This is a genomic window from Flavobacterium sp. LC2016-01, from assembly GCF_009711135.1.
GTDB lineage: Bacteria > Bacteroidota > Bacteroidia > Flavobacteriales > Flavobacteriaceae > Flavobacterium.
Map to the genome: position 1 here is coordinate 92,207 of NZ_WMIC01000010.1, position 24,673 is coordinate 116,879.

The window sequence follows — 24,673 nt, forward strand, 5'->3', positions numbered from 1 at the left end:
TTCCCCAATAATATATGTCTCCAAAAAATTGTGTTAAAGCGATAGTTATTCTATTTTTTGTGGTAAACAATTTGTTTTCTCAAAATAAATTTGAAAACTATCAATTTAGATTAGTAGATAAAGAAGCTTCAAAAAGCGGCATTTATACCATTTCACAGGATCATTCTGGATTTATGTGGATGGGTACGAATGGTGCTGGTTTGTATAAATACGACGGAGTAAATTATGTTGCTTATGAGCAAAACTCCAAGCAAAGTAATTCTATTAATAGCAATTTAATTTATGTTACTTATGTAGATACTCGCAACCGGTTGTGGATAGGAACTGATGAAGGATTGTGTCTGTATAATAGAAATTTAGATAGTTTTGAAAGTATCGACATTCAGAAGAAAATTAAAAAAGAAACCGTAATTTCTATTAAAAGCATTATTGAAGATAATAATGGAAATTTAATGTTAGGAACAGTTAATAATGGTTTACTAAAATTAAATACGACGACGCGGGAAATCACTAAAGTTAATTCTGATGTAGCAAATAACTCAAATTATCTTATCAATTGCCTTGCAAAAGATAAAAAGGGGATCATCTATCTGGGAACAAACTTAGGATTGAAAATATTCGACCCTGTAAAGAATGAGACTAAAAAAATTAATATTGGCAATGACAATCGCATACTCTCGGCAAGTATTGTGTCTATGTGTTTAGACCGCAATCAAAATTTATGGATTGGCGATGGATTTAAAGGTTTAATAAAGGTGGATTTACATTCTAAAATCAAGCAGGCTTTTTTCTATCCTATTACCAAAAAAAGAATCATGTCAATTTTAGCAAGAGATGCTAAAACAATTCTTTGTGCAACTGAAAATGACGGTTTAATCATTGTAGATGATCAGGGAGTTGTTCAAAAAAAATATGTAAACAGTAAATTCAATACGCGCAGTTTAAGCTCAAATTCGGTTTGGTCTTTACTTTTAGATAAAGAGAATAGAATTTGGCTGGGATATTATAATAAAGGCTTAGGTGTTTTTGATAAAATAAACAGTAAAGTCACTATCATAGAAAGTTTGCCTGGAAATCCACAATCCTTACAAACCAATTGTGTGACCGGAATTGCCAAAGATCATCAAGGGCAGTTGTGGATTTCCATGGAAGGCGGAGGAGTGGATGTATTCAATCCTACAACCAAAGACTTTAAACATATTACCAAATCAGATGCTAGTCTGTATTCAGGATTAACCAATGATAATATCACAAAGGTATTTATTGACAAAAAACAAAATATCTGGTTATCGAGCTGGAATGAAGGGATTTTTCTTTTAAAGAAGGGAAGCAGAAGCTTTATTAATTACAATACAAAAAATACTCCCAATCTGGCTTCAGATAATATTATGAGTATCAGTGAAGATTCACGAGGTGTAATCTGGATTGGAACTTTTGCAAAAGGACTTCATTATTATACGCCGTCAGATGGCCAATTTCATCATTGTAATGCTAAACCATTTTTGACAAATGCAATTACAAATATTGACATCAGGCATGTAATGGTTGATTCAGATGATGCGGTTTGGGTTGGGTCAACAACTGGTTTATACAAAGTTGTTACTAATGATTTTGTTACGTTTTCAGTTACTTCTTTTAGAGATAAAATGTCTGAAAAACTTAAAAATCATAAAAGTACTCATACTATTAATGCCTTATATCAGGCTAAAAATAAAGAAATCTGGATTGGAACTGATGGTGCGGGATTGTTCAGTTACAATAAAAAAACAGATGTTCTAAAATGGTACATAAATTTCAACGGTCTACACGAAAAATCAATTTCAGCGATTACAGAATCTAATGACAACTGTATTTGGTTAAGCGGAAAGAAAGGAATCACCAAACTGGATTTAAAAAACAACACTTCAGTCAACTATTCAACCTATGATGGTTTGCTAGGGAATGATTTCAACAATAATGCAGTTTTAAAAGACGAAAAAGGAATGCTTTATTTTGGAAGTTATGAGGGCTTAAACTATTTTAATCCTTCTAATTTAGTTAAAAGCAAAAAGCAATTGCCTATTTATTTTACGGATCTAAAGCTTTTTAATAAATCAGTAGGTCCACTTGAAAAAAACTCACCGCTTATAAAAGTAATATCTGAGACAAAAAAGATAATTCTTAAACATGATCAATCGGTATTTACGATTGATTTTATTGCTGTAAATTATTCTTTCCCTGCTCGAAATGAATTTGCCTATTACTTAGAAGGTTTTGACGATTCGTGGAATTTTGTTGGCAATAAACGTTCGGCAACTTACACGAATTTAGCTCCTGGAAATTATACATTTAAAGTTAAAGCAACAGAAAAAAATGGAGTCTGGAGTCAGAAACCGCTAGAATTAAAAATAGAGATATTACCGCCTTGGTGGAAAACATCTTTTGCTTATTTATTCTATACTCTTTTACTCGGGGCAGCTATTCATTTTGCCAATCAATACTATCAAAATCGATTCAAACAAAAACAAATGATTGAGTTTGAAAAACAAAAAGCGATTCAGATTGAAAAACTGAATAATAAGAAATTACAATTTTTCACCAATATTTCACATGAGTTCAGAACGCCGCTTACCTTAATTTTAAATCCTTTAGGAGATATAATCAAAAATAATAGTTTGGAACTTCCTGAAGGTGTACTAAATAAATTGCAAACGATTCAAAAAAGTTCTGACAGACTTTCCCGATTGATTAATGAGTTAATGGATTTTAATAAACTTCAGTTTAATAAGATGAACCTTCAATTACAATTGATTGAAGTAGTTGGTTTTACGAAAGAAGTCGTTAGTTATTTTAATGAAGAAGCATCAAGTCGTGGAATTCAGCTGGAATTTGAGTCAAATAAAGCTTCATTAAAAGATTGGATTGATCCGAAAATGTTTGAAAAAATTATTTTTAATGTAGTTTCAAATGCTTTTAAAGTTACTCCAGATAATGGAAAAATTATGGTGAAAATCATAATTAATAACGAATCAATTCATTTTCCGTTAATTGGTTCATCAGATGCAGTTCCCTATTTTACAATAGTTGTTGAAGATACTGGGGCGGGGTTAGATAAAAAAGATATTAAAAGAATTTTTGACCGTTTCTATCAGGTAAACAATCTGAATAAGGCGTATTATGGAAGCACAGGAATTGGCTTGGAAGTTGTTCGCGGATTCGTAGAATTACATAAAGGAATAATCGAAGTTGAAAGCGAATTGGGAGCAGGCAGTATTTTTAAACTGCTGTTTCCTGTTGGAAAAGAATTTTTTAATGAAAACGAAATATTGTTTGAAGAATATAAGAAGGAAAACAAAATTAGCTTCAGGCCCATTGTCGAAAAAGAAGAAATCAAATTAACAGATGAGGATGAACAGCAAGATCGGACTTACACCATTCTGATCGTTGAAGACAATGTAGAACTTCGAAATTATTTAAAAAATGAACTTAAAAAAGAATACAAAGTTATCGTCGCAGAAAATGGACAGGTTGGTTTAGACTTAGCTTTACAAAAATTGCCTGATTTGATTTTAACCGATGTGATTATGCCGGTTATGAGCGGTTTGGATTTGTGTAAAAATATAAAGGCAAATTTAAAAACGAGTCATATTCCGTTAATGATGCTGTCTGCAAAAGCATTGGTTAAAGATAAATTAGAAGGAATTGATTCTGGTGCTGATATGTATCTGAGCAAACCTTTTGATATGGATATTTTGAGATCTAGTTTGGTACAATTGATTAATAGCAGACAAATTATGTTCAATAAATTCTATAACGGAATTACTTCAACAGCAAAAGAAAAAACAACCACTTTAGACAATGAATTTATAAAAAATGTACTGAAATATATTAATGAAAACATTCGTGAAACTGAATTAAGCGTGGAAGTTTTGGCTTCGAATGTATTTTTGAGCAGAAGCCAGCTGTATCGAAAAGTTAAAACATTAACTGGCGTATCAGTTAATGAATTTATAAGGAATGTTCGTTTAGAAAAGGCAAAAGAATTAATAGAATTAGGAAATGATAATATAACCGAAATCAGTTATAAAGTAGGATTTAGTTCTCCTTCTTATTTTACGAAATGTTATAAAGAAAAATTTGGATGTTTGCCAACACAAAAAGTAAACAATAGTTAATTACAGCAATTTCCCCTCCAAAAAAGACGAAGTATTTCGTCTTTTTTTTGCTTTTAATTGAATCAATCAACAGGTTTTTATAAACAGAATAGTAAGTTGTTTTTAGCCTTTTTATTTTTATTAAAAGAGAAATATAAGACCCAATTTTATTTCTTACAGATTATGAAATAGGAATATATAAGTCATTTATTTTTTTATATACAAAAAATAAGATGCTAAAATTAGTAATAATATATTTTTCATTTCAGTTGGTTAAGCGCTGTAAAACCTTGAATTTGCTATTTTTTTAACTATGATGCTACAAATTTGATAGATTATGCATCAAATGTAGTATGTGAAATTTATGTTAACAATCTACTTTTGGTATAATCAAAATTAAAATAAACATGAAACAAATTACTAACAACCTTAAACATTTCGAATATGAATTGAAACCATATTTATGTATGGTGAGTTTCTTTTTTTAACCAATAATAAAAGGAAAGCATCAATGCAATAAATAACAACAAACAAAACTTTACAACCAACAATTATTTAACTAAACAAAAAACCAATTAGTATGATGTTAAAATTAAAATTTGCAATAATCGCATTGCTAATGATAAGCTATCAGAATATGATGGCACAATCCAAGACCATACAAGGTGTGGTTACAGATCCTTCGGGATTTCCATTGCCTGGTGCCAGTATTACAGTGCAAGGCTCAAACAATAGTGCTTCAACTGATTTTGATGGTAAGTATGCTCTAAAAGGAGTTAATCCAACAGACAAAATTATATATTCTTATGTTGGATTAGTAACACAAACTATTACTGTAGGAACTCGCACTACAATTGATGTCTCTTTAGCAGAATCTGCTCAAAATTTGCAGGAAGTTGTAGTCGCTTACGGTACACAAAAAAGAACAAAAGTAACGGGAGCAATTTCAACCGTTACCTCAAAAGATATTACAGCAGTGCCTATTACTAATGCAGAGTCAGCTTTACAAGGTAGAGCGGCAGGTGTTACTGTTGTAAATGGTGCACCAGGTACTAGCCCTACGGTTAGTATTCGTGGTTTGGCCACAATGGGAAATAGCACACCTTTATATGTAATTGATGGGGTTTTGACAGGTAACTTGTCAGGATTAAATCCTAGTGATATCGAAAGCATATCAGTTTTAAAAGATGCTTCAACAACAGCATTATATGGTTCCAAAGCCTATAATGGTGTAATTATGGTTACAACAAAAAAAGGGAAAAAAGGTCCTGGACAATTAAATTTTAGCTCTTACGCAGGTTTTCAAAAGATTACTAAAAGATATGATGTTTTAAACACACAACAGTATCTGAAATATGCAAAAGATTTAGGAAGTGACTTAACAGCTAGAGCAGCTGAATTTGGAAACATCAATACAAATTGGCAAGACGAAATCTTTCAGGATGGTGTAATGCAGGATTATAATTTAAGCTTCTCAAATGGGACTGAAAACTCTACAGGTCGCTATTCTGCAGGATATCTAAAGCAAGAAGGAGCTGTTATAAATACCGGTTTTGAACGTTATTCTTTCAGAGCGAATAATACGCAAAACATCGGTAGACTGACTGTAGGAAGCAATATTGGAGTATCTTTTAGCAAGACTAATCCAGAACGTGCATCAGGAGGTAGAACATTATTAGAGCATGCTATTAAAATGGCACCTTATTTACCTGTTTACAATGCAATTAATTTAGGAGGTTATCAAGGTCCTTCTACTGCTGATGGGCAGGATGCAGAAAACCCAGTTCGTGTGGCAAATTTAGGATATCAATACATTAAGGGTTTATCTATAATTGGAAACATTTATGCTGAAGTAGAAATCATTAAAGGATTGAAATTCAGATCACAAGTTGCATTGGATTATTTTACAAACGAAGACCATACTTTTATTCCAAGCTACAGCGATGGTTCAGCTCATAAACAAGCTTATTCATCAACTGCAGAAACAAATTCTCAAGGTCAAACTATTGTTTTCGATAATAGTTTAACTTACAAAACTACTATTGCAGAAAAACATCACTTAGAAGCAGTAGGAGTAATTACTAAAATTGAGAATAAATTTCAGAATCTTGTAGCAAGCAGCCGTTATTATATTTCAGATGAAATTGATCAATTGAGACTTCAAGATGCAAATTTAGCGTCAACAAGCAGTGAAACAAATAATTTAGGTTATGTAGCTCGTATTAATTACGACTATGATGATAAATACCTATTCGCAATTTCAGGACGTAGAGATGCATCTTCTCGTTTTGGTTCTAATAATCGCTATGGTAACTTCTACTCAGTTGCTGTAGGTTGGAATATTGCAAAAGAAAGTTTTATGGCAAATTCTATATTCAGCACATTGAAACTTAGAGCGAGTACAGGAACAACGGGTAATGACCTTATCGACAATTATCAGTATAGCGGAACTTTAGCAGCAAATTACATTTATCCAATCAATGGAGCAGCAGCTTCAGGTGTAACAGCTGGTAGAGCTTCTAATCCAGATTTGAAATGGGAATCTAAAACAGATCGAAATATTGGTTTGGATTTTGGACTATTTGATGAAGCATTCACTGGAAGCTTTGAATATTTTAACAATAAAGGCAGTGATATCCTTTTCGCAGTACCGCTTCCTGCTTCTGTAGGTTCTGCTGGTGGAGGAACTCAAACTCAAAACATTGCCAACACAAAAGTACACGGATTCGAATTGTCGCTTGGCTACAATGACAGAAAAGGTGATTTTACATGGTCTGCTGTTGCTAATTTAGGAACAAGCAAAAACGAGGTAACAAGTTTAGCACCGGGTGTAACTAGCGTACTAGGCGGTCCATCTGGAAGAGCAGGTTTGGAGAGCTTTTCAAGACTAGAAGTTGGCCAGCCATTGTTTTATTTCTGGGGTTATCAAACCAATGGAATTTATCAAAATCAAGCAGAAGTAGATGCCGCTTTAGGTGCAGGACAAACTACAGTACAGCCCGGTGATATCAGATTTGTCGACAGAAACGGAGATAAAGTTATCAATTCAGAGGATAAAACAAATATTGGAAATCCATATCCAGATTTTACATACGGCTTAAACCTTACTGCCGCATATAAAAAATTCGATTTCAACTGTTTCATAACTGGAGTTAGCGGTAATGACGTTTTCAATTCAAATAAATTTGATCTAGAAGCTATGCAGCGTTTATTTAATGCTAGTACAGATGTTTTAGACAGATCAATTGTTCAAAATGGAGTAGTTACCAATCCTTCGGCTACATTACCTAGAGCTCTTGGAGCGGGTCAAAACTGGTCATCTGCAAGTCAAAGATATGTTGAAGATGGTTCTTATACAAGGTTAAAAAATGTGACTCTGGGCTATACTTTATCAGGAGACACTTTCGACAATCATTTTTCAAACATACGATTCTATGTAAGTGCGCAAAATCTTGTGACAATTACAAAGTACTCTGGTTTAGATCCTGAAATTGCTCGTGTAGATGCTAATGCAAATTCTGCCGGAATTGATATAGGAAGATACCCTCAGCCTAAATCAGTAATTTTTGGACTTGATGTTACATTTTAATTTATAAAGATGATGAGAAAAATAAAATATACAATTGCAGTGTTGTTAGGGATATTTACAATAAATTCTTGTAACGACAATGATTTAGAATTGAGTAATCCAAATGAGTTATCGCCTGAAACTTACTTTAAAAGCGAAACTCAGGTGCAAGCTTCAGTAAATGCGGCTTATGCTAACTTGCAAACAAGAGGATTATACGCAAGACATATTTTCTTTGCTTTAGACAACATGGCTCAAGAAAATAAAGGGAACCCTCAATTAGAAGGAAACAAAAAGCCTTTTCTTGATTTTTCTTTTGATGCCAGCAGCGATATTATCCAGTTTTATTGGGAAACCTGTTATTTAGGGATATCCAAGGCTAATTTTGTCTTAGATAATGAAGCTAAAATTAACGCTTTGCCAAATTCAATATTAACGCAAGAGAAAAAGAATAAATTTTTAGGAGAAGCCCATTTTTTAAGAGCTTACTATTACTTTTTGTTAGTACCTCGTTTTGGAGATCTTCCAATTTATACAAAACAGACTATTGTTGGTAATCCAAGAAGTCCAAAAGATGAAGTCTATAAATTGATTGTATCTGATTTTGACTTTGCTTCAAAAAATCTATTAAGCAAAAATGCTGAAGATAAAGGTAGAGCAACCAAAGAAGCTGCTTTTGCTTATTTAGGAAAAGCATTACTGTATCAAAAGAAATATGATGAAGCTTTAGCTGCTTTCAGTAAAGTGACAGGATTTAGTTTAGAATCTAATTTCTATAACAATTTTATGGATGAAACTGAGCATGGTCCAGAATCAATTTTTGAGATTGAGTATGATGAAAAATTAGGTGTAGCTGATAAATGGGGTAGTGATACTGCCGGAGATGGTGTTGCCGAATCTACACTTAGAGGTCAGGAATATGGTAACCTCGGTTGGTACAATGTGTATCCGTCTGATAATTTATTAGATGAATATGAGGCAGGTGACAAACGTTTTGGAGATACTTTTTATGTTCCGGGATCTAAATATAATAACGGAGCCAACACAATGACAGCTGCTAATTTCTCTTCATCAGAAGGTTTAAGAAGAGCTGGCTGGAAAAAATATCAAAACTATTATAAACGTACTGATGAAAATCTTGATTCAAGTATCAACTTTAAAGTTATGCGTTATTCAGATGTATTGCTTATGATGGCAGAATGTGAAAGCCTTAGATCTGGTGGTGTACAAGCCACAGCTATTGGGTATATCAATCAGGTTCGTGCAAGAGCAGGTGTACCATTGTTAGCAACAACACTTACAAAAGATCAAGTTTTTACTGCTCTAATTCACGAACGTAAAGTAGAATTGGCTGGTGAACAAGTTCGTTTTGATGATATTATCAGATGGGGTATAGCTAGTACTCAATTAGCAGGAACTGGTTTTAAAGCTGGTAAAAGCGAGTTATGGCCAATACCAAATAGAGAAACGTCTTCAAATCCAAATATTAAACCTAGTAATAATAATCCTGGGTATTAAATAAATGAGTGAAGTTAGTTAGTTTAAGTTAGTAGTTAGTAATTTGAGAAACAGCGCATGTTAAAGTGCGCTGTTTATCACTATGTTATTTTCTTTAAAACTGCTACTGTTTTCATTTTTGATTACAGATAATCCAATTCAAAAATCAAACTAAAATACTTTCTAGCTCAAATCAATTTTGCCTTTGTTATGCAATATGAGTTTAGATGCTCATCAATTTATATTTCACTATTAGAATCCAATTATAATACCACAGACCAGTTTTATTCAAAATGAAAAAAATTGCATCACTTTTTTTAATCGTAACGTTGTTTTACAATGTTTTAGGATTTTACATCATGTTTGCTGAACAACAAGAGCAAGTATGGGTGACTGCTATGGAAAAAACTGATGACTCAAATTTTGAAGTTATTGAAGTCGAGATTGATCCTTATGCATATGTTGTAGATTCTGGTTTTGAAGAGGTCAATGAAGATTTCACAATTGAAAATAAAACCTATCATGTTTTTAAGAAAAGAATTGTAAACAATGTCTTAAAATTATATTGCCTAAAAAATCATAATAGTAAAGTTTTTAATAAAGATTTAGTTAAAATTGTTGATAGTCAAATATTTGACAGTTCTTCAAATAAAGAGAATCCAAACAAAAAATTAGTAAAATCCTTTATTACGGATTATATTTCTATTGATACAATTGATTTGACAGTTAGTGACTCCAAAGCATTTTTTCCTGCCAAATTGTATCCAGATACTCCAAAAAGAGATCTTCTTTCTGGATATCTTACAAGCATTTCTCCTCCTCCTGATATGGTGTAATATTTCTTTTCATTTAAAATTTAAAAAATCTGGGCTATTAATCAAGTCCTGCAATTCAATCTTTGGTTTTTGCCATAAGATTAATTCTGTTTTTTTTAAATTTTTCACACAATCAATTAGCAATAATTGATTTAAGAAACTATTACATAACCATATAAAACTAACCAAAATGAAAATTAATAAATTTTTGTTTAAAGTATTACTATTTGGTACTTTAAGCATATCTGCGTTTGCCCAAAACAAAGACAATAAAAAACAATCTGAACCAACAGGAGCAAACAATATGGCCTATAAATGGAGCGAAGTGGCTATTCGTGCAACGGCAAATGATACGGATAAATTTAAACCAAGGCCAACCGTAACTTCCCGTTTTTTAGGATTGACATTTGTTGCTGTTTTTGATGCCTGGAGCCGTTATGATGAAAAAGCAATTCCAGTATACTTAAAAGACGCCGAAAGAAGACCTAATAAAGAACAGACACTTAAAAACAAAGAGATTGCTATTAGTTATGCAGCTTATGGTGCCTTAAGTGAATATTATTTTTCAGATAAAGAAATGTTTAAGGCATATATGATTGAATTAGGACTGGATCCTAATGATAAATCGCTTGATCCCAAAACACCAGTAGGAATAGGGAATTTAGCTGCTAAAGCAGTAATTGAAGCGAGAAAACATGACGGTTCAAATCAATATGGAGAAGAAGACGGATCAAACGGAACGCCCTATTTTAACTATGTAAATTATAAGCCCGTAAATACTGCAGACGAAATGGTTGATGTAAACCACTGGCAGCCAAAATATTTTTCAGATGGAAAAGGTGGAAAGTTTGCACCAGGCTGTATGACGCCTTTTTGGGGCAAAGTTAAGCCAGTTGGGTTAAAGTCTGGAGAGCAGTTTCGCGCGATGCCTCCTCCATCTTTAGATTCGCAACAACTCAAAAATGAAGTTAAAGAACTGATTGATTTACAATATAATCTTACTAACGAGCAAAAAGCATTAGTAGAATTTATGCGTGATGGTCCAAAATCCGTACAACAAGCGGGACACTGGTTAAAATTCGCTCAGGATGTTTCAAGACGTGATAAACACACACTGGATCAGGATGTAAAAATGTTTTTTTACAATCAGGTGACGGCTATGGATTGTTTTATAGCCTGTTGGGATACAAAAATGTTTTACGATTTTGCTCGTCCTTATGCTTTAGTACACTATTATTATAAAGACAAAACAATAACAGCCTGGGGCGGACCTGGTTTTGGAAATATAGAAATGAAAGGACAAGACTGGAGACCTTATTCGCCAGATATTTTTTTATGTCCAGCTTTTCCGGGATATGTTTCAGGACATAGTACAATCAGCGGAGGCTGCGGTGAAGCATTAAAATTATGGACAGGAAGTGACACTTTTGGCGAGTCTGCAACAGTGAGTACGCCAGGCTCAATGACAGAACCAAACAACATCGGAAAACCGGTTGTCCTAAAATTTCCAACTTTTACAGAAACAGCAAATATGGCTGGAATTTCCAGAGTAATGGGAGGTTATCACATTCAGGCAGATAATGTCGAAGGACTTAAGCTGGGCAGAAATGTGGCTCATGAAGTTTGGAAATTTTACAATTTTCATATCGGAAATAAAACTGTTGATAAAATCACAGCGAATTAAATATGTTTTCCAATAAAAACAGGGAATTAATCTATTCTAAAAATGTTTTAATTATGAAAATTAAACCGCTATCATTTTTATTTTCAGTCGCTATATTGGCAGTTTCATGTGATTATTTTTCGAACCCAAATGATAAGATGATTAAGATTTTGGATGCGAGAAAGATGATGTATAATGTCAGAAGCAATCCATTTGCAGCGCAGGCAGAAGTCGCTTATTATGATTCCATAATTAAGAGTTCTGATGAAGGTTTTTTCAAAATATTCAACGAATTAAACAAAGGAAACGCCTTATTGAAATTCGGAAAAGAAGCCGAGTCTGTCTCCATTATCGAAAATGCCATCAAAAAGAAGAAACGAATAGATGGCAAAGATGATCCTCAATACTTAAAATGTTTGGGAATTGCTTATATGAGATTGGGCGAAAAACAAAATTGCGTCAATTACCACAATCCGGAATCGTGTATAATGCCCATCCACAAAAATGGAATTCATACAATCCGTCAGGGTTCTCAGCATGCCATTGAAATTTATAAGAAATTATTGGAGATAGATCCGAATGATTATGAATCAAGATGGTTGCTCAATATCGCTTATATGACTTTGGGTGAATATCCGTCAGAAGTTCCTGAAAAATGGCTGATACCCAATCTTAATAAAGACAACTCGGACTATCATGTAAAACCTTTTTTGGACGTTGCACCAAACGTAGGTATAAAAAGCAGAAATATGTCGGGCGGGGTGATTGTGGATGATTTTAATAATGATGATTATTTAGATATTGTAACGTCTGACTGGAGTTTGGATGGGGTAATGCATTATTATCAAAATGATCTAAAAGGAAAATTTTCAGATGTATCCAAAACTTCAGAAATAGGCCGTTTTAAAGGTGGTTTAAATATGATCCAGGCAGATTATGACAACGACGGAGACGTTGATATTTTTGTTTTAAGAGGCGCATGGATGCGTAAATACGGAAGACAACCCAACTCATTATTACGCAACAATGGCGATGGTACTTTTACAGATGTCACTATTAAAAGTGGTCTGTATTCTGAATTTCCTACTCAAGCCGGCAACTGGAATGATTTTAATAATGACGGCTATTTAGACTTATTTATTGGGAACGAGTCCTCAGATGATGGATCATATCCTTCTGAATTGTATCTCAACAATCAGGACGGGACATTTAGGAATGTTGCAAAAGAAGCAAAATGTGATGTTATAGCGTACATCAAAGGAGCAACATCAGCGGATTATGATAATGATGGCGATATTGATTTGTTTCTTTCCGGAATGAATAAAAAGAAAATATTATTAAAAAATACCGGACTTAAAAATGGCATTCCACAATTTAAAGATGTCACTGATGAAGCAGGTTTAGCGGGAATTAATGTCATGACTTTTCCAACCTGGTTTTGGGATTACGACAATGATGGCTGGCAGGATATTTTTGTTTGCGGTTATCAGTTTAATGGTTCTATTGCCGGCGAGATTGCAATGGAAGCCCTGAATATTCCAAATGGAAGTAGTAAAATGTACTTGTACCACAATAATCATGATGGTACTTTTTCTGATGTTTCAAAAGTTTCGGGTCTGAGCAAAACTGTTTTTGCTATGGGTTCCAATTTTGGAGATCTTGATAATGATGGTTTTCTGGATATGTATCTCGGAACCGGAAACCCCGATTATAAATCCTTATCGCCTAATAAATTGTTTAGAAATATGGGCAACGGAAAATTTGCAGATGTCACCGTTTCCAGCCGAATGGGGAATTTGCAAAAAGGGCATGCTGTAGCTTTTAACGACCTTGATAACGATGGCGACACGGATATTTTTATCGAAGTTGGCGGTGCTTATTTTGGTGATGCTTTCAATAATTCCTTATACCTGAATCCCGGCCAGAACAACAACCGTTGGATAAAAATGAAACTGGAAGGTACAGAAAGTAATCGTTCTGCAATCGGGGCCAAAATAAAAGTAAGCTTCAAAGAAAATGGTATTCCAAGATCGGTATACAGAATAGTAAATTCTGGTGGAAGTTTTGGAGCATCGGCTTTACGAATGGAAATTGGAATTGGACAAGCGTCAATTATAGATCAAATTGAAATTATCTGGCCCAAAAATCAGAAAAAACAAGTCTTTAAAAACATAAAGCCCAATCAATACATTAAAATTATGGAAGGCGAAAAAGACTTTTCAAAAGTAAATCTTAAAGCACTTTCTTTTCCAACAGCCGGCGCCAGATCTCCTATCTGTATGTGATAAGAACTATTCTTGAAGCCAGAAATTCATTAGAAAAATTGACAAAATTATTAGACTTATAAAAATGAAAAATATAAATATAAAAACAGGTTTTTTGAGCGTTGTTGGCCTATTATTGCTTGTCAGCTGTTCTAAAAAATCAGATGAGAAAATATTCTCTACACTAGACCCTTCAGATACCGGAATTGAGTTTAGTAATAACTTAAAAGAAAATGATTCCCTGAATTATTTTACCTACAACTATATTTATTTGGGCGGAGGAGTAGCCACTGGCGACGTCAATAATGACGGCCTGGTTGATATTTATTTTACAGGAAATCAGGTATCCAATAAATTATACCTAAATAAAGGAAATTTAAAATTTGAAGACATTACAGAAAAAGCCGGCGTAGGAGGTGATAGCCGTTGGTACACTGGAGTTACAATGGCCGATGTAAATGGAGATGGATTTTTAGATATTTATTGTAGTGTGGGTGGAAAATTCGGCCCTAAAAACAATCAATTATTTATCAATAACCACAATGGAACATTTACTGAAAGAGCCAAAGAATATGGTATTGACGATATAGGAAACAGCGTTCAGGGTACTTTTTTCGATTATGATAAAGATGGCGATTTAGATTTGTTTGTCGCTAATTATCCTCCTACAAAATTCAATTCGGCGACAGGTGATTATGTACAAATGATGGCGCATGTCAAAGACAATGAATCGGGTCATTTATATCGAAATGACGGCAATCATTTTACCAATGTTACCCAGGAAGCTGGTGTAAAAAACTATGGATTATCATTAAGTGCTACAGTGGGCGATTTAAACAACGACAGCTGGCCTGATATTTATGTTTCAAATGATTTCAATTCGCCTGATTTTATGTACATCAACAATCAGGATGGCACTTTTAAAGAAGTTGTAAAAGAGGCAACATCACACAATTCTTTTTACGGAATGGGTGTCGATATTTCTGATTTTAATAACGATGGAAACTTAGATATTTTTCAGGTAGACATGGATGCGAAAGACAATCGTCGTAAAAAAGCCAACATGTCGAGTATGAATCCGAAACTTTTTTGGGATGTCATTGATGCCGGTTTTAATTACCAATATATGCACAATTGCATGCAATTAAACACGGGAGTGAATGAAAATGGTATTCCGCATTTTGGAAACATATCCCGTTTGACAGGAACTTCTTCTACGGATTGGAGTTGGGGGCCTTTATTCGCCGATTTTGACAATGATGGAAATAAAGATTTGTTTGTCACCAATGGAACCCGAAGAGAAATAAACAATAATGATTTCTTTCATAGTTTAGAAAGGCTGAATTTAAAACCAAAAGATTTACTCAAAAAATCTCAGGAAATTCCTTCTGAGAAAATCGATAATTTCATGTTTCAAAACAAAGGAAACTTAAATTTTGAACAGGTAAATGAAAAATGGGGAATTGAATACAAAGGTTTTTCAAATGGTGTGGCTTATGCCGATTTAGACAACGATGGCGATTTGGATTTGGTAGTGAATAATATTGATGATTTTGCTTCAGTTTTTGAAAATTCAAGTTCGAAGATTAATAATTACATCAAAGTAAAATTCAAGGGAAATTCCAAAAACACTTATGGTTTGGGGAATCGTGTTTATGTAAAAACAAATAAAGGAACCCAAATGCAAGAGTTGACCATGACAAGAGGATTTCAATCTTCAGTGACGCCTGAATTGCATTTTGGAGTAGCGAAGGAAAAAACAATCGATGAAGTAAAAGTAGTCTGGACGAATGGCAAGGTGCAAAAATTGTATAATGTAAAAGCCAACCAAACGCTTCAGTTTAAAGAGCAGGATGCCAAAGAGGAATCAGTGGCGAACGTAACGCCTAAAAACCTATTATTTACCAATGAAACTAAGGTTTTCCCCGTTTTTAAACACGAAGAAAATAAATACGATGATTTTAAAGATCAGGTTTTATTGCCTCATAAAATGTCAACTTTTGGTCCTGTGATTGCTGTTGGTGATTTAAATAAAGATGGCCTTGAAGATTATTTCATTGGAGGTTCAGCCACGTATTCCGGAAAAATGTTTTTTCAGACAAAAAATGGTTTTGTAGAAAAGAACATTCCGGCACTGGAACAGGATAAAGCGAGTGAAGATACAGGAGCATTGATTTTTGATGCTGATAATGACGGAGATAACGATTTATATGTAGTGAGCGGTGGTTACGAATTTCTGATTAATGATCCAAAATTACAGGACAGATTATATCTCAACAACGGAAAAGGCGATTTTACTAAAGCGCCAACAGGAGTACTACCATCCATGCTGACAAGTAGTTCAAAAGTATATCCAATCGATTATGATAAAGATGGAAAACAGGATCTTTTAGTTTTAGGAAGACAAGTTCCGGGACAATATCCATCACCAACCACAACGTATTTGTTGCATAATTTGAGTACCGCAACACAGCCAAAATTTGAAATTTCTAAAAAAGCACCTAAGGAATTTGTCAATCTTGGAATGGCAACAAGTGCCGTAATTACTGATATTAACAATGATAAATTGAATGATATCATTATAGTCGGTGAATGGATGCCGATCCGTATTTTCCAAAATACAAAATCGGGTTTCAAAGAAATTACAAAAGACATGGGACTTAACGATGACACGACAGGCTGGTGGTGGAGCATTCAGCAAGGCGATTTTGATAAGGATGGCGACATGGATTATATCGTGGGTAATAACGGATTGAATTACAAATACAAAGCGACTCCCAATGAAACCTTTGATATTTTCGTGAAAGATTTTGACAACGATAAACACAAAGATATTGTGCTGAGTTATTACAATGATGGCAAGCAATATCCGGTGCGTGGCCGTGGTTGTTCATCACAGCAAATTCCGAATATCAAGAAGAAATTCAAAGATTACGAAAGCTTTTCAGAAGCGACTCTGGTTGATGTTTATACCGAAAAATCACTTAAAGAAGCCTTGCATTACAAAGTAAAATCATTTGCCAGTATTTATTTAGAAAATAAAGATGGAAAATTTGTTATCCATGAATTGCCAGTTGAAGCACAGCTGAGCTGTATCAATCAAATCATGGTGGATGATTATGATAAAGATGGAAATCTCGATGTTTTAATTACAGGAAACATGTTTAATTCTGAAGTAGAAACGCCTCGAAACGATGCTGGTCATGGATTGTTTTTAAAAGGAAACGGAAAAGGAAAATTCAAATCGCTAACAGCGCTCGAAAGCGGATTTTTTACTCCAGGCGATGTTAAAAACATGGAAAAAATCAAAGTACAGGGAAAAAACTATCTCTTGGTTACTAAAAATAATTCGTTTTTACAAAGCGTCAGGATCAATTAAAAATAGAAAGAGTAAGACAAGTTTTGATCTCCTATTCTGAGTTCAAGCTTGTCTTTTAGCCATTTCTAACTAATAATCCAAAACTTTAAAAACAAATGAAAAATACTTTTAACGCTTTCTATTTTTCCTTAAGTGATAAAATAGGAAAACACAGTGTTTCTTTAATGCGTATGGCGCTTGTCATCATTTACATTTGGTTTGGACTTCTCAAAATCTTTGGTCTTAGTCCTGCAGGTGACATGGTAGCGAAAACCGTTTTTTGGTTAAAGCCAGAATTCTTTATTCCCATTCTTGGTATTGCTGAAGTATGCATAGGAGTGGGATTACTCGTGAGAAAATGGATTCCGGTAACGATTGTGCTTTTATTATTGCACATGACCGCAACGCTATCCACTTTTTTCATTCTAAAATCCAGTTGTTTTGAAATCTTTCCGTATGAACCAACATTAGCCGGTCAATACGTTATCAAAAATATTGTTTTGGTAGCCGGAGCTCTCGTGATTGCAGGGAAATACAATGAAGAATATTATATAGCAATGAGTTTGAAAAAAGAGCAGGAAAAATTTACTGCAAATGCTACGATTCAGAATCAGCAAATGCTGAACGAGTAAACGGAAAACAAACTAATAACCAAGAAAAACAAATTAAAAAATGAAAAAAATATACTTGTGCTTTCTCTTCATAATTCCTGTTATGATGAGCGCACAAACTGATATAGATGCGCTTATGATGAGTAAAAATAATTTTTGCTTTGGAGCAGTTTATCAATACAGCAGTTGGGATAAATATTGGGAGGGGACTTTTAAAAGAGAAAATCTTAATCTTGGTACAGTATCTTCTCAAGGCCCTGCATTTATGGGTGATTATGGAATATTAGACAAACTGAATTTTCTTGTTACCATTCCGTATGTTGAAACCAAGGCAACTGCAGGGACTATGAAAGGCCAAAAAGGAATGCAGGATTTATCCTTGACCTTGAAATATATGCCAATTAAAAAGAAAGTTGGCGCATTTACGTATTCCTTGTTAGTTTTAGGAAGTTATTCAATGCCTACGTCAGACTACGTGGCTGATTATTTGCCATTAAGCATTGGTATGCGCAGCAAAACCGGAACCTTTCGACTAATGGGTGATGTACAATATCGTACTTTCTTCACGACTTTCTCTGCTGCTTATATGAAAAGAGGAAATATTACCATTGACCGAAATTCCTATTTGGATGATGAAATTCATTATACCAATGAAGTGAATATGCCCGATGTTATAAACGTCAATTTTAGATTTGGATACCGTTCCCCAAGATTAATTGCAGAAGCTGTGATTGACAATTCGGTTACTCAGTCCGGAGGTTTTGACATTACAAAAAACAACATGCCTTTCCCAAGCAATACCATGAATGCTTTTAAATTGGGCTTAAATGGAAAATATACGGTTATAAAAAAACCTGAATTAGCTATCGTAGGCGGATACAACGTAGTGACAGAAGGTAGAAATGTAGGAGAAACAACTTCGTTTTACGGAGGCGTTTTCTACCTGATTAATTTTAATAAAAAAAGCAAATAAGATGAAAAATAGTATTCAAAAAATAGTCTTTAAAAGTCTGATTCTTTTCCTTTTTGCAATGGGACTATTATATTCCTGTGATGATGACATTGCACAGCGTAATGAACAGTTTCCGCAATTAAGCCCTAAAAATACAGATGTTGAAGCCGGCACTTGGAAAACGTATCTTTTAACTGCACCAGATGAATTTTCAATTGATGTACCTGTTGCGACAAATTCAGCTGCTTATACAAGAGAAATTAACGAAATAAAAAGTTTTCAGGTCAGCATTACCGCTGAGCAAAAAAGCATAATAGAGTATTGGAGCGCGGGCAGCGTATTGCGTTGGAATGAAATTTTGCGAACATTAGTCGCGAGACATAATCGCCCGCCGTATCAAAATGAAGACGGAACTTATCCGGCACCTTCAGCTGCAAATCCATTTGCTTATCCTCAATTTCCATTTTCGAATCCTCCTTATGCTGCGAGAGCTTATGCTTATGTAAGCGCTGCTCAATACGATGCGCTGGTTGCTGCATGGCATTATAAAAAGCTTTACAACAGAGCAGCACCTTATACTGTTGATCCGAGTCTGCAAGTTTTAATCCCTAAAAGCACTTTACCATCTTATCCTTCAGAAGATGCTGTTGTGACGGGAGTTACCGTTGAACTTTTAAAATTGTTATTTCCAACTGAAATTGCTTATGTAAATGAAAAAGCTGAAGAAGAAAAATTATACCGCATTATCAGCGGCGCCAATGTTCGTTCTGATGTTGATGCTGGAATAATTTTAGGCAGAAAGGTTGCTGCAAAATTTATAGCTCGCGCTTCAACTGACGGAGCCGGAGCAGCTATTGGTACACCGGCAATTTGGGCTGCATTAGAATCTCAAACCGCTGCAACTGGAGAAGTTCCATGGAAATCATTAGAAATACCAGCCAGACCGCCAATGCTGCCTTTATTCGGAAAAGTAAAATCATTTTTGATGACAGAAGCAGATGTTGTGGCCAATCGCCCGCCGGCCCCGCCTTCAACAAAATCAGAGGCTTTCGCCAAAGAACTAGCCGAGATTAAAAAGTTCAGTCAAGATAAGTCTCGCGAACATTTGGAAATTGTCAGTTTCTGGGCTGATGGAGTAGATACCTATACGCCTCCAGGCCATTGGAACGCCATTGCTTCTGAAACTTTTGTACAGCAATCGTACAGTGAAGTTCGTTGGGCAAGAAATTTAGCCTTATTAAATGTCGCCATGATGGATGCGGCTATAAGCTGTTGGGATGCTAAATACGCTTATTTTAATCCACGTCCTTGCCAAATGGATCCTTCAATTAAAACTACTACAGGAGTTCCAAATTTCCCGGCCTATGTTTCTGGTCATTCTACTTTTAGTGCTGCTGCCAGCACCGTTTTGTCGCATTTTATTCCGACTAAAAAGACGGAATATGAAGCAATGGCTTTAGAGGCATCAAACTCAAGAATGTACGGAGCAATTCATTACAGAAGTGATTGTGAAAAAGGATTAGTCTTAGGTAAAAAAGTCGGTGGCTTTGCCGTTACTAGAGCAACAACTGACGGCGCGGAATAATAAAATAAAGTATCTTTTTCTTTATTATAAAATGAATTTTTTCAATTTTAAACCTGACGGGTTTCTAAAACCTGTCGGGTTTTGTTTTTTCATCATATACTATTTTTTATAAAAAATCAAACGGAAGAATACGATAGGTGTCCTTTTTATATAGTTTAGATTTTTATGCGATTTTTGATAGAAGTTTGCTTCATTTATGATATAAAATGATCCATTTGTATGATTCTTAAAACTGTTATTCCGCTATTTTTGCGAGCTCATAATGAGTTGCTTTTCCATTTAAATTCAAATTAATTACTATAACCCAAAAGGTTTTTAAAACATATAAAAAAATGAGATTCAGATTTAGCGCTATTGTTTTATTTTTAATATTTTTTCAAAGTACATTTTCGCAGACAGACGCAGTAACTGAGAAAAGAATTCAACAGTTAATAAAAAAAATGACTTTGAAAGAGAAAGCAGGAATGTTGCATGGTAACTCTAAATTTTACACTTCAGAAATAAAACATCTTGGAATTCCAGAATGGGCATTGTCTGATGGTCCGCATGGAGTCAGAGCAGAAATGAATCGACACGACTGGAAATATACAGGACAAACTGACGATTCTTCCACTTCTTTTCCTCCAGGAACGGCTATGGCGGCAAGTTGGAACTTAGATTTGGCAAAGCAGCGCGGTATTGTTTTAGGTGAAGAAGCTCGTTTTCGTAAAAAAGACGTTTTGCTTGGCCCCGGAATCAATATTATTCGTTCTCCTCTTTGTGGACGAAATTTTGAGTATTTGAGTGAAGATCCATTTCTTATTTCGCAGCTTTCCATAAGCTATATCAAAGCTTTGCAAACTCAGGATGTTGCTGCTTGTGTGAAACATTTTGTGGCAAATAATCAGGAAGAAAATCGTTTTGTTATTGATGTCAATATGAGCGAAAGAGCTTTTCGTGAAATTTATCTGCCTGGTTTCAAATCGTCGATTGTTGATGCCGGAGTATTGGGAGTGATGGGCGCTTATAATAAATTTAGAGGTGAATATTGTACCGAAAATAATTACTTAGGCCGAACAATTCTAAGAGATGAATTTAAATTCAAAGGCGTTTATATGTCGGATTGGGATGCCACTCATAGTACTGAAAAGGCAGCTTTAGCTGGTCTGGATCTGGAAATGGGGACGGAAAAAGAAAATTACAATGATTGGTATTTTGCAGATCCTTTAATTAAGGCAGTACAGGAAGGACGCATAAAAGAAAGTGTGGTAGATGAGAAAGTGGCCAATATTCTGCGAGTTATGATTAAAACAAAAGTTTTAGATCCTAAAACACGAATTGTAGGTTCTATAAATACTAAAGAACACCAGCAAGCAGCTTATCGTTCTGCAGTCGAAGCGGTTGTTTTATTGAAAAACGAGAGCCAAATTTTGCCTTTAAATATGAGCGCCTTAAAATCGGTGGCAATTATTGGAGATAATGCGACTCGAACTCATTGCGGTGGTGGATTTAGTTCCGAAATAAAAGCGTTATATGAGGTAACTCCATTTCAAGCAATTACTGAAAAATACAGAAAATCGGTACAGATAAATTTTGCACAGGGTTACGAAAAACAATCCCACGTTGAGGAAAGAAGCAGCAACGGACAATTAAATACAGACAAAGTAGATTGGAAATTAATTGACGAAGCAGTGGCACAGGCAAAAAAATCGGATGTAGCCATTGTTTTTGCAGGTTTAAATCATGATTTTGATTCAGAATCATTTGACAGACTTCATATGCGTTTGCCATATGGACAGGAAACTTTAATTCAGGAAGTAGCCAAAGCAAATCCTAAAACAATTGTTGTCATTATTGCCGGCTCTCCTCTTGAGCTAGCAGGAATTGAATCGAGAGTACCGGCCTTAGTTTGGGGATGGTATGGCGGAATGGAAGCTGGAAATGCTGTAATTGATGTATTGAGTGGTAAAGAATTTCCTTCTGGAAAACTTCCTTTTACGATTCCGGTTACACTAAGCCAATCACCTGCACATGCCTTAGGAGCATACCCTGGACATGATTTGAAAGTAAACTATGATGAAGATATTCTGGTTGGTTATCGCTGGTTTGATACCAAAGAAATTAAGCCTCAATATCCTTTTGGCTACGGATTGTCTTATACTTCTTTTGAAATCTCAAATGTTGCTGCAGATAAAAAAATCTATAGCGTAAATGATGAAATAGTCTTGAAATTCGATATTAAAAATACGGGAAAAACGAATGGTGCAGAAGTTGTTCAATTATATGTGGGACAAACAAATGCTTCAGTATTAAGACCAAAAAAGGAATTAAAGGCATTTGATAAAATATTTTTGAAGCCAGAAGAACGCAAAACAATTGATTTAAAAGTAAAGGTTAAAGATTTGGCTTTTTATGATGAGAAAACTTCCAGCTGGAAAATTGAAACTGGTGAATTTGTACTTTACACGGCCACATCAGTTAAAGATATCGTGAGCAGTCTGAAGATTACAGTAGAATAAGCAGCATTGAAAATTTATAAAAAATTAAAATTATGGCAATGTTTTATAATGCCATAATTTTAATTTTTTCTTCTTTCTCTTAGGTCATTTTCGATCTGAATTTCCATTTTTTTATCTATTTTGTAAAAGCATAACATTACAGCGCTTATAATAAATATAAAGCCAGGATAAATGCTGATAGAAAGTTTAATTCCTTCAACTGCTGCGGGTACCTGATTGATTTCTTCGGCTACATAACCATATTTAGATAAAAAAGCAGCACCCAATGCACCACCAATACTGATTCCGATTTTTAATCCAACAAGCATCGCCGAAAAAACAGTAGCAGTTGCTCTTCGATGGTTTTTCCATTCGCTGTAATCAGCCACATCAGCGATCATCGCCCACAATAAAGGAATTGTTACCCCGTAAATAAATCCGTGTGCTAATTGGGTCAGAAAAACGATTTCAATGGCTGTTCGGCTGTAAAAATTAAAAAGGAGCAGACTTATAGTAGACAAAAAAATAAAACTGATATAAATATTTCTTTTTCCAAAGGAATCTGCAAGTGGTTTCGAAAATAAAATACCCAAAATCATAAAAAGAATTCCGCCCGCATTAAAAAGACTAAATGCAGAAGTAGCAGCATCCTTTGGCCACTGAAAATCGACTAATCCCATTGATATCAATGAATTGTTAAGATCATGAATAAATGCTGTAAAACCAATATTATTCAAAAATAAGGTTTGCGCAGCAGGGTCTAAATAATATTTAAAATAAAATACATACATCCCGCCTTTTAAGGACAAGGTTATAAAAACTAAGATTGTAACCAGCAGCATAACGAGCCAGGGACTATTTTTAGACAAATCAATAAAATCCTGTTTTACTGAAGATTCTTGATTTTTTGTAGGGACGATTCTTTCTTTTGTGGTAAAAAAAGTAATGAGAAAGCAAAGTATTCCTATAACAGAAAATAGGATAATCGTATTTTTAAAACCGACTGCTTTGTCACCATGTCCGAAAATTAAAACTAAGGGCAATAAAAGGGACTGAATTATGAATTGAGCAATTAATACAGCAACAAATCGGTAGGAGGAAAGACTATTTCTTTCTTTCATATCACCTGTTAAAACACCGCTTAAGGCAACATAAGGCAAATTATTTGCAGAATAAATCAAAACTAAAAAAAAGTAAGTCAGTAAAGTATAGATTATCTTCCCATTTTCTCCAAAATCGGGAGTTAGAAAAGTAAGAACAGCACCAATTCCAAAAGGCAATGCAGTCCATAATATCCAGGGTCTGAATTTTCCCCATTTTGTCTGGGTACGATCGGCAATAATACCCATAAAAATATTAAAGAATGCACCAATAAAACCTCCAGTAAAGATAATAATACTTGCTTTTCCGGCAGGAATCTTATAAACATCGGTGTAAAAGAAAGCTAAAAAGGTAAGCAGAGTCTGAAAAATCAAATTTGCTGCAAAATCTCCTAAACCGTATCCTATTTTTTCTGTTACAGAAAGTTTTTCAGATGTCTTACTAATACTTACGTATTGTTTTTTGCTTCTATCAGTGAATTGGTTTATAGTTAAAATAGTACTGAGTTTTCTCATCTGTCAAAAAATTTCCCTTCTTTATAATTTGAATAAAATGCTATCTGTAAAAATAGCTCGAAAGTTGAAATATGATTGTCACTTTTGAAGCCTTTAATAGAACATTTGAAGCATTCTTTTGTTTCCATAAATCT

12 protein-coding genes are annotated in these 24,673 nt (G+C 34.4%); 11 read left to right on the forward strand and 1 reads right to left on the reverse strand.

Going from position 1 to position 24,673, the window contains the following annotated elements:
* The first annotated feature begins 14 nt into the window (after window positions 1–14).
* The 11 genes from GKZ88_RS18950 (at window position 15) to GKZ88_RS19000 (ending at window position 22,944) form a co-directional block, all read left to right on the forward strand.
* Window positions 15–4,154 carry a two-component regulator propeller domain-containing protein gene (locus GKZ88_RS18950; RefSeq protein WP_155103884.1) on the forward strand — a complete coding sequence of 1,380 codons (4,140 nt, stop codon included), beginning with the start codon at window positions 15–17 and terminating at the stop codon, window positions 4,152–4,154.
* 559 nt (window positions 4,155–4,713) lie between these two features.
* Window positions 4,714–7,722 (forward strand): TonB-dependent receptor, encoded by a 3,009-nt coding sequence (locus GKZ88_RS18955; protein ID WP_155103885.1) that lies wholly within the window; start codon window positions 4,714–4,716, stop codon window positions 7,720–7,722.
* 9 nt (window positions 7,723–7,731) lie between these two features.
* Window positions 7,732–9,219 (forward strand): RagB/SusD family nutrient uptake outer membrane protein, encoded by a 1,488-nt coding sequence (locus tag GKZ88_RS18960; RefSeq protein ID WP_155103886.1) that lies wholly within the window; start codon window positions 7,732–7,734, stop codon window positions 9,217–9,219.
* 272 nt (window positions 9,220–9,491) lie between these two features.
* Window positions 9,492–10,034 carry a hypothetical protein gene (locus GKZ88_RS18965; RefSeq protein ID WP_155103887.1) on the forward strand — a complete coding sequence of 181 codons (543 nt, stop codon included), beginning with the start codon at window positions 9,492–9,494 and terminating at the stop codon, window positions 10,032–10,034.
* Window positions 10,035–10,203: 169 nt separating this feature from the next.
* Window positions 10,204–11,697 carry a vanadium-dependent haloperoxidase gene (locus GKZ88_RS18970; RefSeq protein WP_155103888.1) on the forward strand — a complete coding sequence of 498 codons (1,494 nt, stop codon included), beginning with the start codon at window positions 10,204–10,206 and terminating at the stop codon, window positions 11,695–11,697.
* Between the two features lie 53 nt (window positions 11,698–11,750).
* A complete protein-coding gene (locus GKZ88_RS18975; protein ID WP_196216499.1) occupies window positions 11,751–13,961 on the forward strand; it encodes an FG-GAP-like repeat-containing protein in 2,211 nt (736 codons plus the stop codon).
* 64 nt (window positions 13,962–14,025) lie between these two features.
* A complete protein-coding gene (locus GKZ88_RS18980) occupies window positions 14,026–17,319 on the forward strand; it encodes a VCBS repeat-containing protein (protein WP_155103890.1) in 3,294 nt (1,097 codons plus the stop codon).
* A gap of 95 nt (window positions 17,320–17,414) precedes the next feature.
* Window positions 17,415–17,930, forward strand: coding sequence for a DUF417 family protein (locus tag GKZ88_RS18985; protein WP_155103891.1), 516 nt, complete (start codon window positions 17,415–17,417; stop codon window positions 17,928–17,930).
* A gap of 40 nt (window positions 17,931–17,970) precedes the next feature.
* Entirely contained in the window at window positions 17,971–18,882 is a 912-nt protein-coding gene (locus GKZ88_RS18990; RefSeq protein ID WP_155103892.1) for a hypothetical protein, read from the forward strand.
* A 1-nt stretch (window position 18,883) separates the two neighbouring features.
* Window positions 18,884–20,446, forward strand: coding sequence for a phosphatase PAP2 family protein (locus tag GKZ88_RS18995; RefSeq protein ID WP_155103893.1), 1,563 nt, complete (start codon window positions 18,884–18,886; stop codon window positions 20,444–20,446).
* Window positions 20,447–20,778: 332 nt separating this feature from the next.
* Entirely contained in the window at window positions 20,779–22,944 is a 2,166-nt protein-coding gene (locus GKZ88_RS19000) for a glycoside hydrolase family 3 C-terminal domain-containing protein (RefSeq protein ID WP_155103894.1), read from the forward strand.
* A gap of 59 nt (window positions 22,945–23,003) precedes the next feature.
* Here the strand turns inward: GKZ88_RS19000 and GKZ88_RS19005 are convergent, their stop codons facing one another.
* On the reverse strand, window positions 23,004–24,539 hold the full coding sequence (locus GKZ88_RS19005) for an MFS transporter (protein WP_155103895.1): 1,536 nt from the start codon (window positions 24,537–24,539) through the stop codon (window positions 23,004–23,006).
* Window positions 24,540–24,673 lie beyond the last annotated feature (134 nt).

What these genes read in the sequence shown, in the direction of transcription:
- GKZ88_RS18950 (WP_155103884.1), top strand. Translation starts at nt 15, where the DNA reads ATGTCTCCAAAAAATTGTGTTAAAGCGATAGTTATTCTATTTTTTGTG.
- GKZ88_RS18955 (WP_155103885.1), top strand. Translation starts at nt 4,714, where the DNA reads ATGATGTTAAAATTAAAATTTGCAATAATCGCATTGCTAATGATAAGC.
- GKZ88_RS18960 (WP_155103886.1), top strand. Translation starts at nt 7,732, where the DNA reads ATGATGAGAAAAATAAAATATACAATTGCAGTGTTGTTAGGGATATTT.
- GKZ88_RS18965 (WP_155103887.1), top strand. Translation starts at nt 9,492, where the DNA reads ATGAAAAAAATTGCATCACTTTTTTTAATCGTAACGTTGTTTTACAAT.
- GKZ88_RS18970 (WP_155103888.1), top strand. Translation starts at nt 10,204, where the DNA reads ATGAAAATTAATAAATTTTTGTTTAAAGTATTACTATTTGGTACTTTA.
- GKZ88_RS18975 (WP_196216499.1), top strand. Translation starts at nt 11,751, where the DNA reads ATGAAAATTAAACCGCTATCATTTTTATTTTCAGTCGCTATATTGGCA.
- GKZ88_RS18980 (WP_155103890.1), top strand. Translation starts at nt 14,026, where the DNA reads ATGAAAAATATAAATATAAAAACAGGTTTTTTGAGCGTTGTTGGCCTA.
- GKZ88_RS18985 (WP_155103891.1), top strand. Translation starts at nt 17,415, where the DNA reads ATGAAAAATACTTTTAACGCTTTCTATTTTTCCTTAAGTGATAAAATA.
- GKZ88_RS18990 (WP_155103892.1), top strand. Translation starts at nt 17,971, where the DNA reads ATGAAAAAAATATACTTGTGCTTTCTCTTCATAATTCCTGTTATGATG.
- GKZ88_RS18995 (WP_155103893.1), top strand. Translation starts at nt 18,884, where the DNA reads ATGAAAAATAGTATTCAAAAAATAGTCTTTAAAAGTCTGATTCTTTTC.
- GKZ88_RS19000 (WP_155103894.1), top strand. Translation starts at nt 20,779, where the DNA reads ATGAGATTCAGATTTAGCGCTATTGTTTTATTTTTAATATTTTTTCAA.
- GKZ88_RS19005 (WP_155103895.1), bottom strand. Translation starts at nt 24,539, where the DNA reads ATGAGAAAACTCAGTACTATTTTAACTATAAACCAATTCACTGATAGA.